An 11650-nucleotide genomic window follows, 5' to 3' on the forward strand; every position below is an offset into this window, starting at 1 on the left:
GGATTTTTCTCTGCAACCGAACCGGCTGTTTGTGTGAAGTGATTCACATCTGCCGTGTCGATGGAGGCGCATTATAGGGAGCTCTCCGGGAATGACAAGCGGAAAAATACAATTTTATTTCAACCGCTCATCTTTTAAACGCAACGCTTATTTTTGCTGCTTTTTAATCGCCGCCGGCAGCTCTGCCAGGCTATTTAGCACCCAATCCGCCGCTTTTTCCGCTTCTTCAGTCAGGGGCTTACCGGTGCGCACCAGTACTTTAGTCCCGACATCCGCAGCCGCTGCCGCCTGCATATCTTCCAGTTTGTCCCCTACCATATAAGAAGCAGCCATATCGATATGCAGATAGTCGCGGGCGGAAATCAGCATCCCCGGATGCGGTTTACGACAATCACAGGTCTGGCGGTACTCCTCAACCGCACCCTGCGGGTGATGCGGGCAATAGTAGATACCGTCGAGGTCGACGCCGCGGTCTGCCAGAGACCAGTCCATCCATTCGGTCAGCGTTTCAAACTGGGCTTCGGTAAATTTACCGCGGGCAATACCGGACTGGTTAGTGACCAGCACCAGCGCGTAGCCCATCTCTTTTAGTTCGCGCATCGCGTCAATGACGCCATCGATAAATTCAAAATTGTCGATTTCGTGGACGTAGCCATGATCGACATTAATAGTGCCGTCACGGTCGAGAAAAATTGCGGGTACTGACTTTGCCACCGGTTTGCTCCTGAAAAAGACTAGTGCCGCTAGTATCGCATGTTTCCGCATGCAAGAAAGTGCTCATTATAAAGAGTCAGATTGATTTAGACGTCTGGATGCCTTAACATCCATTTCATTGCCAGGCATCGCCTGGATACGGCAGAAGAAAATGCCACGGCAAACGGCTAAACGATAATAAATAACTGATGATTAAACTTTCCAATATCACCAAAGTATTCCAGCAGGGGAATCGCAGCATTCAGGCGCTGAATAACGTCAGCCTGCATGTCCCTGCCGGACAGATTTACGGCGTCATCGGTGCCTCCGGCGCCGGTAAAAGTACGCTGATTCGCTGCGTGAACCTGCTGGAGCGCCCGACCGAAGGCAGCGTACAGGTTGACGGTCAGGAACTGACTGCCCTGTCGGAGAAAGAGCTAACCCGCGCTCGCCGTCAAATTGGCATGATTTTCCAGCATTTTAACCTGTTGGCCTCGCGGACCGTTTTCGGCAACGTGGCATTACCCCTGGAGCTGGATAACACGCCGCAGGCTGAAATCAAACGCCGTGTCACGGAGCTGCTGGATCTTGTCGGTCTGGGTGATAAGCACGACAGCTACCCGGCCAACCTCTCCGGCGGCCAGAAACAGCGCGTGGCGATTGCCCGCGCGCTGGCCAGCAATCCTAAAGTATTGCTGTGCGATGAAGCCACCAGCGCCCTGGATCCGGCCACTACCCGTTCCATTCTCGAACTGCTGAAAGACATTAACCGTCGCCTGGGGCTGACCATCCTGTTGATCACCCATGAAATGGACGTGGTTAAACGTATCTGCGACTGCGTGGCGGTCATTAGTAATGGTCAATTGATCGAGCAGGACACCGTGAGCGAAGTCTTCTCCCATCCGAAGACGCCGCTGGCTCAGCAGTTTATTCAGTCCACTCTGCACCTCGATATTCCGGATGACTATCAGGCGCGCCTGAAACCTACCGCCACAGCGGATAGCGTACCGATGCTGCGCATGGAATTTACCGGCCACTCCGTCGATGCGCCGCTGCTCTCTGAAACCGCGCGTCGCTTCAACGTGAATAACAACATTATCAGCGCGCAGATGGATTATGCCGGCGGGGTGAAGTTCGGCATCATGCTCACCGAAATGCACGGTACACAGGAAGACACTCAGGCGGCCATCGCCTGGCTGCAGGAACATCATGTAAAAGTAGAGGTATTGGGTTATGTCTGAGGCAATGATGTGGCTGCTGTTGCGCGGCGTATGGGAAACGCTGGCAATGACTTTTGTCTCTGGCTTCTTCGGTTTTGTCCTCGGCCTGCCGGTGGGCGTGCTGCTGTACGTTACCCGTCCGGGGCAAATCGTCGCCAATGCCAAACTGTACCGTACGCTGTCGGCGCTGGTGAATATTTTCCGCTCCATCCCGTTCATTATCCTGCTGGTCTGGATGATTCCGTTTACCCGCGTGATCGTCGGTACCTCTATCGGCCTGCAGGCAGCGATTGTGCCATTAACAGTTGGCGCCGCGCCGTTTATCGCCCGCATGGTGGAGAACGCCCTGCTGGAGATCCCCACCGGCCTTATTGAAGCCTCCCGCGCGATGGGCGCCACGCCGCTGCAGATCGTGCGCAAAGTCCTGCTACCTGAAGCACTGCCGGGTCTGGTCAACGCCGCCACCATCACGCTCATCACGCTGGTGGGTTATTCCGCAATGGGCGGCGCGGTGGGCGCCGGTGGCCTGGGTCAGATTGGTTATCAGTATGGCTATATTGGATATAACGCCACCGTGATGAATACCGTACTGGTATTGCTGGTTGTTCTGGTTTATTTAATTCAATTCTCTGGCGATCGCATCGTCCGGGCTGTGACTCACAAATAACGTTATTGGCAGACAACACTCATTCTTACAGGAAGGAAATAACATGGCCTTTAATTTCAAAACTTTTGCGGCAGTTGGCGCGTTAATCGGTTCTCTGGCGCTGGTGGGTTGCGGTCAGGATGAAAAAGATCCGAATCATATTAAAGTCGGCGTTATCGTCGGGGCGGAACAGCAGGTCGCTGAAGTTGCACAGAAAGTAGCAAAAGAGAAGTATGGCCTTGACGTAGAACTGGTGACCTTCAACGATTACGTTCTGCCGAACGAAGCGCTGAGCAAAGGCGATATCGACGTGAACGCCTTCCAGCATAAACCGTATCTCGATCAGCAGATTAAAGACCGCGGCTATAAGCTGGTGGCTGTCGGTAACACCTTCGTCTACCCGATCGCGGGTTATTCGAAGAAAATCAAATCGCTGGACGAACTGCAGCCGGGCTCACAGATCGCCGTCCCTAACGATCCGACCAACCTCGGTCGTTCTCTGCTGCTGCTGCAGCAGGTAGGTCTGATTAAACTGAAAGACGGCGTGGGCCTGCTGCCGACCTCGCTGGACATCGTCGAGAACCCGAAAAACCTGAAGATTGTTGAACTGGAGGCGCCGCAGCTGCCGCGTTCCCTGGACGATGCGCAGATTGCGCTGGCCGTTATCAACACCACTTACGCCAGCCAGATTGGCCTGACCCCGGCGAAAGACGGCATCTTTGTTGAAGGTAAAGAGTCTCCTTACGTGAACCTGATTGTGGCGCGTGAAGACAATAAAGATGCTGAGAATGTGAAAAAATTCGTTCAGGCTTACCAGAGCGATGAAGTTTACGAAGCAGCAAACAAGATCTTTAACGGCGGTGCCGTGAAAGGCTGGTAATCTTTTCTCACCGTAATATCATTCAGGACGGGCTTCACGCCCGTCTTGTCATTTATGCAAGCACCTGATTCAATAACGCCCTGTTTTTTATTCATTGAGGAAATACTATGCGTGCTTTACCGATCTGTTTGTTAGCACTCATGTTAAGCGGTTGTTCCATGCTAAGCAGATCTCCCGTTGAGCCTGCTCAAAGCACTGCAACCCCGCCGGTTAAATCTGAGCCGAGCAAACCGCGCGCCACCCGCCCGGCCCCAGTACGTATTTACACCGATGCGTCAGAGCTGGTTGGTAAACCGTTCCGCGATCTGGGTGAAGTATCTGGCGAGTCCTGCCAGGCTTCGAATCAGGATTCTCCGCCGAATATCCCCACCGCGCGCAAGCGCCTGCAAATTAATGCCGCGCGTATGAAAGCCAATGCCGTCCTGCTTCACCGCTGCGAAGTGACCAGCGGTACGCCAGGCTGCTACCGTCAGGCCGTTTGCCTGGGTTCAGCGCTTAACGTCTCGGCGCAATGAGCGCATTTCAGTTCGCGCAAATAGGCGTCATCCGTTCGCCGTATAAAGAGAAGTTTGCCGTTCCTCGCCAGCCAGGCCTGGTGAAACACGGCGGCGGAGAACTCCATCTGGTCGCGCCCTATAACCAGGCCGACGCCGTGCGTGGCCTGGAGAGCTTCAGCCATCTGTGGATCCTGTTTGTGTTTCATCAGACAATGGAAGGCGGTTGGCGTCCGACGGTGCGACCTCCCCGACTGGGCGGCAATGCGCGGATGGGCGTCTTCGCCACCCGTTCAACGTTTCGCCCTAATCCCATCGGCATGTCGCTCGTTGAGCTCAAGGGCATTCGCTGTCAGAAAGATCAGGTAATACTGGAACTCGGCAGCCTCGATCTCGTCGACGGGACGCCGGTGGTTGATATCAAACCGTATCTTCCTTTCGCCGAAGCCCTGCCGGACGCCAGCGCCAGCTATGCACAGCAGGCGCCGCTGGCGGGTATGAACGTCAGCTTTACGCCGGAAATAGACGCACAGTTACTCACGCTGGAAAAACGCTACCCACATATCAAAGCGTTTATCCGCGAGGTGCTGGCGCAGGATCCGCGTCCGGCCTACCGAAAAGAGGAACAAGCGGGAAAAACGTATGCCGTCTGGCTGCTGGATTTCAACGTCCGCTGGCGGGTGACTGCCTCCGGTTTTGAAGTCTTTGCCCTCGAAGCGCGCTAATTTTATTTTCCTCTCTTTTGGCATCTTTGCCACACTGGTAAACTAAACCACTTTTTTTGTTTCAGGCTGGGCAACCAGCCTGTTCCGCTCGTTTAACTGGAACCGTTACAACATGCGTACTAGCCAATATCTGCTCTCCACTCTGAAGGAGACACCTGCCGACGCCGAGGTAATCAGCCATCAGCTGATGCTGCGCGCCGGGATGATCCGCAAGCTGGCCTCCGGGTTATACACCTGGCTGCCGACCGGCGTGCGCGTCCTGAAAAAAGTCGAAAACATCGTGCGTGAAGAAATGAACAACGCCGGTGCGATCGAGGTGTTAATGCCGGTCGTTCAGCCATCTGAACTGTGGCAGGAGAGCGGGCGCTGGGAGCAGTACGGCCCGGAACTGTTGCGCATTGCCGATCGCGGCGATCGTCCGTTCGTCCTCGGCCCAACCCACGAAGAGGTCATTACCGATCTGATCCGCAACGAGCTGAACTCCTATAAACAGCTGCCGCTGAACTTCTATCAGATCCAGACCAAATTCCGCGACGAAGTACGCCCGCGTTTCGGGGTGATGCGCTCCCGTGAATTCCTGATGAAAGATGCCTACTCTTTCCATACTTCGCAGGAATCGCTGCAGGAAACCTACGACGCGATGTATGCCGCTTACAGCAAAATCTTCAGCCGTATGGGGCTGGATTTCCGCGCGGTACAGGCTGACACCGGTTCTATCGGCGGCAACGCCTCTCATGAATTCCAGGTGCTGGCGCAGAGCGGCGAAGACGATGTGATCTTCTCCGACAGCTCCGACTACGCGGCAAACATCGAGTTTGCGGAAGCCGTTGCGCCGAAAGAGCCGCGCGCAGCCGCCACCCAGGAAATGACCCTGGTCGATACGCCGAACGCCAAAACCATCGCCGAGCTGGTGGAGCAGTTCAACCTGCCGATCGAAAAAACCGTGAAAACTCTGCTGGTGAAAGCGGTTGAAGATAGCGCTTCCCCGCTGGTTGCCCTGCTGGTGCGCGGCGATCACGAGCTGAACGAAGTGAAAGCGGAAAAACTGCCGCAGGTCGCCAGCCCGCTGACCTTCGCCACCGAAGAAGAGATCCGCGCCCTGGTGAACGCCGGTCCGGGCTCCCTGGGCCCGGTGAACATGCCGGTTCCGGTGATTATCGACCGTACTGTAGCGGTGATGAGCGATTTCGCCGCTGGCGCCAACATCGATGGCAAACACTACTTCGGCATCAACTGGGACCGCGATGTCGCGACGCCGGAAGTGGCCGACATCCGTAATGTCGTCGCCGGCGACCCGAGCCCGGACGGTAAAGGTACCCTGCTTATTAAGCGCGGTATCGAAGTGGGTCATATCTTCCAGCTGGGGACGAAGTACTCCGAGGCGATGAAAGCCGCGGTCCAGGGCGAAGATGGCCGTAACCAGATCCTGACCATGGGCTGCTATGGTATCGGGGTGACTCGCGTGGTAGCGGCGGCGATTGAGCAGAACTTTGACGATCGCGGCATCGTCTGGCCGGATGCGATTGCGCCGTTCCAGGTGGCGATCCTGCCGATGAACATGCACAAGTCTTACCGTGTGCAGGAGCTGGCGGAGAAACTGTACGCCGAGCTGAGCGCCCAGGGTATTGAAGTGCTGATGGACGATCGTAAAGAGCGTCCGGGCGTGATGTTCGCCGATATGGAGCTGATCGGTATCCCGCACACCATCGTGCTGGGCGATCGTAACCTCGACAACGATGATATCGAATACAAGTATCGTCGCAACGGTGAGAAGCAGCTGATTAAGACCGGAGATATTGTGGAATATCTGGTTAAAGCGATAAAAGGCTAACCCCCACCTCAGGGCCCTGAACGGATGTCAGGGCCTTTTTTTTTACAAGGACAGTACCAATGACTGCACATCTCATCCGCAGCGGACTGCTTACTTTTGCCCTGCTCCTGCTTACCGCCTGTACCCTGGACGTCGGCCGCAGCTCGCCTTCCACATCTGCTGCCGATGACCATTCATCATCCTGGGCTGTTACCCTCCAGCGTCAAAGCTCGATTGCCGGCAGCGGACTGCGCGAAATCGCCGAAAGCGACCTGCGCTCCGGCGACCTGCTGTTCTCCTCCAGCCTGGGCGTCACATCGCTTGGGATCCGCGCCTTCAGCGCCTCTTCCGTAAGCCACGTCGCGCTGTATGTTGGCGAAGGTCAGGTTGCGGAAGCCACCGGTGCCGGCGTACAAGTGATTACCCTTCAGCAGGCGCTGGCGCACAGCGATAAACTCTTTGCTCTCAGGGTGCCTGACCTGACGCCGGACCAGGCAACGACGATGAAAAGTTTTGCCTGGCAGGTCAAAGACAGCGGGTATAACTATCGCGGCATTATTCAGTTTATCCCTTATATGGTCACCAAACCGCTCTGCTCGCTCAACCCCTTCTCACGAGACTTTCGCCAGCAGTGCGTCAGTGGCCTGGCCAAAGCGCAGCTGGGCGATGCGGCAAGCGGCGACAAGAAAGCGTGGTTTTGCTCGGAGTTTGTCAGCGAGGCCTTTGTCCGAGCCGGGCATCCGCTGACGCTCGCGCAGGCGGCGTGGATCAGTCCTTCCGATCTGCTGCACATGCGGGAAGGAGACGTCGCCACGTTTAAACCCGAAACGCAGCTCCAGTATGTCGGGCATTTGAAACTGGGAGTTTATCTTCAGGCCGGTAAGCTGGTGGGGCTGAACAAACCGAAGGACGGTGCGGAGTAAAGAAACGATTGACGCTTTTCCGCCAGCCAGATCCACGCTCACTCTTGATGTGACAGGGCTAATAACAGGAGTTAGTAGGTGGTACTGCGCGGGATCATCCCCTGCCCGTTACCCGGACAGGGGCCAGACAATCAATGGCTGCAGTCTTTACCGGGAATAAATTTGCCGGCTTGATCCGTCATCAGCGTTTTCATCATCTCGCCGGTATCCGGGTTCGCTTCGAGAGTAAAGTGCCCTTCTACCACCAGCAGTACCGGGCGAGTATCGGTCCCGCGCGCGGCGGCATAATCCCGCTCAAGCTGGGCATTGTTCGCCACCGCGACGCGTTTACCGGTCGCGCAATCGGTAAAGGTTGCCGCATCGGCCATATAGAAATACATGCCGCGCATCGCCATCGGCGTCGTCGGCAGGCTGGCCTTCACTGGCTCCAGGGTATAGTTGAGAGGAGACTGAATGGGGCTTCCGTTGCGGTCGAGCATCTCCAGCTTGTCGCCTTTCGCGCGAAAGTAAGATTTCTCGCCCTTGCTGTTGGTCAGCACCAGCTTATCCGCGGTACGTGCCCAGGTGCCGTACGAGGCAAAGGATGACGGCTCACGACGGGCGCCCTGGTAGTGCTCATTCATCACCCAGGTCCCGTCTTTTTCCAGGAACAGCGAGGTGTCGATACCTTCGCAATCCGCGCAAGGCAGCACGCCTCGCCAGCTTTGCTGCATCGGCTTGAGCTCTTCCATCGCCGCTGGCTGGACCGTGTCAGTCTCGGCGCGATGGTTACAACCAAACAGCGCGAACAGCGAACAGGCCGCTATCACGGAGAATACGATTTTCTTCACTTTGCTTTCCTTATCATCCATTTCACCCGTTCGCCGACGCCTTCACTGGCGAACTTTCCCACGCAGCGCCTTGACTGAGGACTTCTGTGCCTTGGAAGCAAGGCGTCGCTCTTTCGATGCCCGAGTCGGTCGCGTCTCCCGGCGACTTTTTTGCACTGCGGTTAATTCTTTAATAAGGGCCACCAGCCGGGCGATCGCCGCTTCACGGTTCATCTCCTGGCTGCGGTATTCCTGAGCCTTAATGATAACCACACCGTCAGCAGAAATTAAGTGGTGGCTGGCGGCGAGCAGGCGCTCTTTATAAAACTCCGGCAGGCTTGAAGCTTTAATATCAAAGCGCAGATGGATCGCCGTCGACGCTTTGTTTACATGCTGCCCCCCTGCTCCCTGGGCGCGAATGCCTGACAAGACGATTTCGTCGTCGGCAAGGGCTACGCTGCGGCTAATAGTAATCATGCCGACGCTTGCCAGGCGGTAAGCTGAATTTCCAGATTATTCCGAGCGTCGGATAACCAGATACTGCCCTCCTGCAGAGTGGCCTGCAGCGTCATGGTACGGTCGGCAAAGGCGCTAAGCAGTGCCAGTTGCGCATCATCAAGATACCAGATGGTCAGCTTCGGGTACGCCGCAAGCTTGCTCTGATTCTGCTGCCACCAGATTTCAGCTGCCCGGCTATTATAGGCAAACAGCGCCACCGCCTGCGCCCGTGAGCAGGCTTTCTTAATCCGCCGCTCATCCGGCAGACCCAGTTCGATCCACAGATCGACCCCGAGATGATCGTTAAGCAGCCACAGCTCCGGCTCGTCATCCGACGATAGACCGCGGGTAAACTGTAGCCGTTCATCGGCATATTTGATCCATGCCAGCAGGCGCAGCATCATGCGCTCCTGGGTTTCTGACGGATGCTGAGCCAGCGTCAGGTTAGCATCCAGAAACTGGTTGCGATCCAGATCGGCTACATTTACCGCAGCTTTATATATTGTCGCTTTCAGCGCCATGAATAAACTCCTGAAAAGAATGGCGTACATTGTAGCGAAACTGGCGGCAAAAGGCTGTCGTCAATCGCAGCAACCTGTTTCATCCTGCTGAAATTGCTTAAATGACTATGATATAGTTCCCTTGCTAAACAGAGTTTATCTTCGTAGGCTTAAACTTGCATCCCACGGTTGAGTCAGAACGCTGACAGGAGGGCATGTGGACCACTATTGTGAGTTAATACGCAAGCGGTATGCGGAAATAGCCAGCGGAGACTTAGGGTATATCCCGGATGCGCTGGGTTGCGTGTTGAAAGTATTGAATGAGATTGCGGCGGATGAGGCCCTTTCGGAGTCAGTCAGGGAAAAGGCCGCTTATGCGGCAGCAAACTTACTGGTGAGCGATTATGTCAATGAATGATACTTATCAACCCATTAACTGCGATGATTACGACAACCTGGAGCTGGCCTGCCAGCATCACCTGGTGCTGACGCTGGCGCTGAAGGATGGCGAACAGCTGCAGGCAAAGGCCAGCGATCTTATCTCGCGAAAAAATATCGAGTATCTGGTGGTCGAACTCGCCGGCAACGTCCGCGAGCTGCGCCTGGATAAAATCGCCAGCTTCAGTCACCCGGAAATCGGCACCGTGGTGGTGAGCGAATCCTGAATCAAAAACGGGCTTAATCGCCCGTTTTCCTCCACATCAGCCTGACCCCTTCCCCGTCCTTCACTTCACCTTCTGTGGTCACAAACAGATCGTCCGCTGCGGCAATCGGCGTTTCGCCGTAAAACAGCAGCGGCGTGGTGTCTCGTCGCCACGGAGCAACGCCCAGCTCCTGCCAGAGCTTCTTAAGCTTGCGTCCGCCATGGCGCCCGACAATATGCAGGTGGCCGCTGGCGCGAAAGCGGACGGTGACCGGCTCATCCGCCGACGGCGGGCGCAGCCTGCCGCCGGGCTGCAGCGTCAGCTCGCCGAGACCGTCCGCCAGCCGCAGCGGCTGGCGCCAGTCGGGCCAGCGCTGAACGCTGTCCGTCTGACCGGGAAGATACTTCACCCAGTACAAACGCTGTTGAAAACGGCGGACGGTAAATTCCCCCAGCCGCAGACAGGGGCTGGCATCTTCCCGCGCCAGCGCCACCTCGTGCCAGAGGCGCTCAGGCACCTCGCGGGCGGGCATCGGCGCCTGCTGCCCGGCGAGCCAGCGACGCAGCAGCGCCGCTCGGCGCGGCGGACTCATCGTCGCCAGCGGCGCGATAGCCAGCGAGCCATCTTCGGCCACCAGCGACGCCAGCTCCGCCGCCAACATCTCGTCCAGCAGTTGTTCCTGCTCGGCGCACAGGCTGGCGCTGCGGGCGACGGCCTCGCTAAAGTGCGGCCAACGCTCGCGCAGCACCGGGATCACCCGCAGGCGCAGGAAATTGCGGTCATAGGTATCATCCTGATTACTCTCATCTTCGATCCACGACAGCTGATGGGCGAGCGCCCACTGGCGTAGTGATTCGCGGGTTTCATTGAGGAGAGGACGCAGTAGTCGACTGCCGGCAAAGGCAGAGGATGGCGCCATCGCCGACAGGCCGGTAGGACCGCTGCCGCGTTTTAACGCCAGCAGCAGGGTTTCGCACTGATCGTCCTGGTGCTGGGCGGTCACTAACACCTCGCCGGCATTGAGCGTATCCTGAAAGGCCTGATAGCGCGCCGCACGAGCGTGGGCCTCGACGCCCAGCCCTCCCCGGGCTAACGTCACGCGATGCACCACCAGCGGCACCTGCCACTGCTGGCAAATCTGCCGACAATGCGCCACCCAGTCGTCTGCGTGGGCGCTAAGGCCGTGGTGAACATGCACCGCCCGCAGCGTCAGCGAGGGATCCTGTTCCCGCAGCAGCACCAGCTGATGCAGAAGAACCGTCGAGTCCAGACCGCCGCTGAAGGCCACCAGCAGCTGGCGATGGGGATGAAGCGTATGCGCAATATCAGCCGTCATATCCACGAACATACCGAGAAGTGATGGCCCGGCACGTTACCGGGCCAGGGCCGCGCTGGCAAGATTTACTGCTGATATATTTCCAGCGGCAGGTCGTCCGGATCGCTAAAGAAGGTAAAGCGTTTACCGGTAAAGGGATCGACACGAATCGCTTCGCACTCCACGCCATGCGCGGTGAGATGGGCTACCGCGGCGTCGATATCATCCACGCTAAAGGCCAGATGACGCAGCCCGCAGGCTTCCGGACGACTGGGGCGGGCTGGCGGAAACGGGAACGAGAACAACTCAATTACATACTCGCCGTTGAGCGCCAGATCGCCTTTCCAGGAATCGCGCTCGGCGCGATAAAACTCACTTTGCAGCGTAAACCCCAGAATATCGCAATAGAACGCTTTACTGCGGGCGTAGTCGGTCGCAATGATGGCAATATGGTGAACCCGTTTCAAACCCAGCATGGTTAAACTCCTTCTGT

Annotated in this window: 15 protein-coding genes; 9 read left to right on the forward strand and 6 right to left on the reverse strand. The window is 56.8% G+C overall.

Annotated features, from left to right (window positions below):
- Positions 1–147: 147 nt before the first annotated feature.
- The gene (gene gmhB, locus KHQ23_RS03185) at positions 148–714 is read right to left on the reverse strand and encodes a D-glycero-beta-D-manno-heptose 1,7-bisphosphate 7-phosphatase (RefSeq protein WP_002889452.1); all 567 of its coding nucleotides are present in this window, start codon (positions 712–714) and stop codon (positions 148–150) included.
- A gap of 188 nt (positions 715–902) precedes the next feature.
- On the opposite strand from gmhB, the gene metN reads away from it, so the two are divergent.
- From metN to KHQ23_RS03220, 7 genes are all read left to right on the forward strand, one after another.
- The gene (gene metN / locus KHQ23_RS03190; protein WP_002889450.1) at positions 903–1934 is read left to right on the forward strand and encodes a methionine ABC transporter ATP-binding protein MetN; all 1032 of its coding nucleotides are present in this window, start codon (positions 903–905) and stop codon (positions 1932–1934) included.
- A complete protein-coding gene (locus KHQ23_RS03195; RefSeq protein WP_002889448.1) occupies positions 1927–2580 on the forward strand; it encodes a methionine ABC transporter permease MetI in 654 nt (217 codons plus the stop codon). Before metN ends, KHQ23_RS03195 begins: the two co-directional genes overlap by 8 nt.
- Before the next feature lie 43 nt (positions 2581–2623).
- Complete coding sequence (gene metQ / locus KHQ23_RS03200; protein ID WP_002889445.1) at positions 2624–3439, forward strand: methionine ABC transporter substrate-binding lipoprotein MetQ; 816 nt, start codon at positions 2624–2626, stop codon at positions 3437–3439.
- A 107-nt stretch (positions 3440–3546) separates the two neighbouring features.
- Complete coding sequence (gene rcsF / locus KHQ23_RS03205) at positions 3547–3954, forward strand: Rcs stress response system protein RcsF (RefSeq protein ID WP_002889443.1); 408 nt, start codon at positions 3547–3549, stop codon at positions 3952–3954.
- Positions 3951–4658, forward strand: a complete 708-nt coding sequence (gene tsaA / locus KHQ23_RS03210) for a tRNA (N6-threonylcarbamoyladenosine(37)-N6)-methyltransferase TrmO (protein ID WP_002889441.1) — start codon at positions 3951–3953, stop codon at positions 4656–4658. The genes rcsF and tsaA overlap by 4 nt, the downstream gene beginning before the upstream one ends.
- A gap of 112 nt (positions 4659–4770) precedes the next feature.
- Positions 4771–6489, forward strand: coding sequence for a proline--tRNA ligase (proS, locus tag KHQ23_RS03215; protein WP_020804213.1), 1719 nt, complete (start codon positions 4771–4773; stop codon positions 6487–6489).
- Between the two features lie 59 nt (positions 6490–6548).
- Complete coding sequence (locus KHQ23_RS03220) at positions 6549–7391, forward strand: YaeF family permuted papain-like enzyme (RefSeq protein WP_020804215.1); 843 nt, start codon at positions 6549–6551, stop codon at positions 7389–7391.
- Positions 7392–7522: 131 nt separating this feature from the next.
- On the opposite strand, the gene nlpE is transcribed toward KHQ23_RS03220, so the two are convergent.
- From nlpE to KHQ23_RS03235, 3 genes are read right to left on the reverse strand one after another with little or no spacing between them, the layout of a single operon-like run.
- A complete protein-coding gene (gene nlpE, locus KHQ23_RS03225) occupies positions 7523–8221 on the reverse strand; it encodes an envelope stress response activation lipoprotein NlpE (protein ID WP_002889435.1) in 699 nt (232 codons plus the stop codon).
- Positions 8222–8263: 42 nt separating this feature from the next.
- Positions 8264–8677, reverse strand: a complete 414-nt coding sequence (arfB, locus tag KHQ23_RS03230; protein WP_002889433.1) for an alternative ribosome rescue aminoacyl-tRNA hydrolase ArfB — start codon at positions 8675–8677, stop codon at positions 8264–8266.
- Entirely contained in the window at positions 8674–9219 is a 546-nt protein-coding gene (locus KHQ23_RS03235) for a YaeQ family protein (protein ID WP_002889431.1), read from the reverse strand. Before KHQ23_RS03235 ends, arfB begins: the two co-directional genes overlap by 4 nt.
- 196 nt (positions 9220–9415) lie before the next feature.
- On the opposite strand from KHQ23_RS03235, the gene KHQ23_RS03240 reads away from it, so the two are divergent.
- The gene (locus tag KHQ23_RS03240) at positions 9416–9616 is read left to right on the forward strand and encodes a YaeP family protein (RefSeq protein WP_002889429.1); all 201 of its coding nucleotides are present in this window, start codon (positions 9416–9418) and stop codon (positions 9614–9616) included.
- Positions 9603–9863 carry a Rho-binding antiterminator gene (gene rof, locus KHQ23_RS03245; RefSeq protein WP_002889424.1) on the forward strand — a complete coding sequence of 87 codons (261 nt, stop codon included), beginning with the start codon at positions 9603–9605 and terminating at the stop codon, positions 9861–9863. Before KHQ23_RS03240 ends, rof begins: the two co-directional genes overlap by 14 nt.
- 13 nt (positions 9864–9876) lie before the next feature.
- On the opposite strand, the gene tilS is transcribed toward rof, so the two are convergent.
- A complete protein-coding gene (gene tilS, locus KHQ23_RS03250; protein WP_004177351.1) occupies positions 9877–11190 on the reverse strand; it encodes a tRNA lysidine(34) synthetase TilS in 1314 nt (437 codons plus the stop codon).
- Between the two features lie 53 nt (positions 11191–11243).
- Complete coding sequence (locus KHQ23_RS03255) at positions 11244–11633, reverse strand: VOC family protein (RefSeq protein ID WP_002889387.1); 390 nt, start codon at positions 11631–11633, stop codon at positions 11244–11246.
- Positions 11634–11650: the final 17 nt, after the last annotated feature.

This window comes from Klebsiella sp. 64 (genome assembly GCF_018223915.1).
GTDB lineage: Bacteria > Pseudomonadota > Gammaproteobacteria > Enterobacterales > Enterobacteriaceae > Klebsiella > Klebsiella pneumoniae.

Excerpts from the sequence above, each read along its gene's own strand:
- metQ (WP_002889445.1), top strand. The coding sequence starts at position 2,624 with ATGGCCTTTAATTTCAAAACTTTTGCGGCAGTTGGCGCGTTAATCGGT.
- arfB (WP_002889433.1), bottom strand. The coding sequence starts at position 8,677 with ATGATTACTATTAGCCGCAGCGTAGCCCTTGCCGACGACGAAATCGTC.
- rof (WP_002889424.1), top strand. The coding sequence starts at position 9,603 with ATGTCAATGAATGATACTTATCAACCCATTAACTGCGATGATTACGAC.
- KHQ23_RS03220 (WP_020804215.1), top strand. The coding sequence starts at position 6,549 with ATGACTGCACATCTCATCCGCAGCGGACTGCTTACTTTTGCCCTGCTC.
- KHQ23_RS03235 (WP_002889431.1), bottom strand. The coding sequence starts at position 9,219 with ATGGCGCTGAAAGCGACAATATATAAAGCTGCGGTAAATGTAGCCGAT.
- KHQ23_RS03195 (WP_002889448.1), top strand. The coding sequence starts at position 1,927 with ATGTCTGAGGCAATGATGTGGCTGCTGTTGCGCGGCGTATGGGAAACG.
- rcsF (WP_002889443.1), top strand. The coding sequence starts at position 3,547 with ATGCGTGCTTTACCGATCTGTTTGTTAGCACTCATGTTAAGCGGTTGT.
- tilS (WP_004177351.1), bottom strand. The coding sequence starts at position 11,190 with ATGTTCGTGGATATGACGGCTGATATTGCGCATACGCTTCATCCCCAT.
- proS (WP_020804213.1), top strand. The coding sequence starts at position 4,771 with ATGCGTACTAGCCAATATCTGCTCTCCACTCTGAAGGAGACACCTGCC.
- KHQ23_RS03255 (WP_002889387.1), bottom strand. The coding sequence starts at position 11,633 with ATGCTGGGTTTGAAACGGGTTCACCATATTGCCATCATTGCGACCGAC.
- tsaA (WP_002889441.1), top strand. The coding sequence starts at position 3,951 with ATGAGCGCATTTCAGTTCGCGCAAATAGGCGTCATCCGTTCGCCGTAT.
- metN (WP_002889450.1), top strand. The coding sequence starts at position 903 with ATGATTAAACTTTCCAATATCACCAAAGTATTCCAGCAGGGGAATCGC.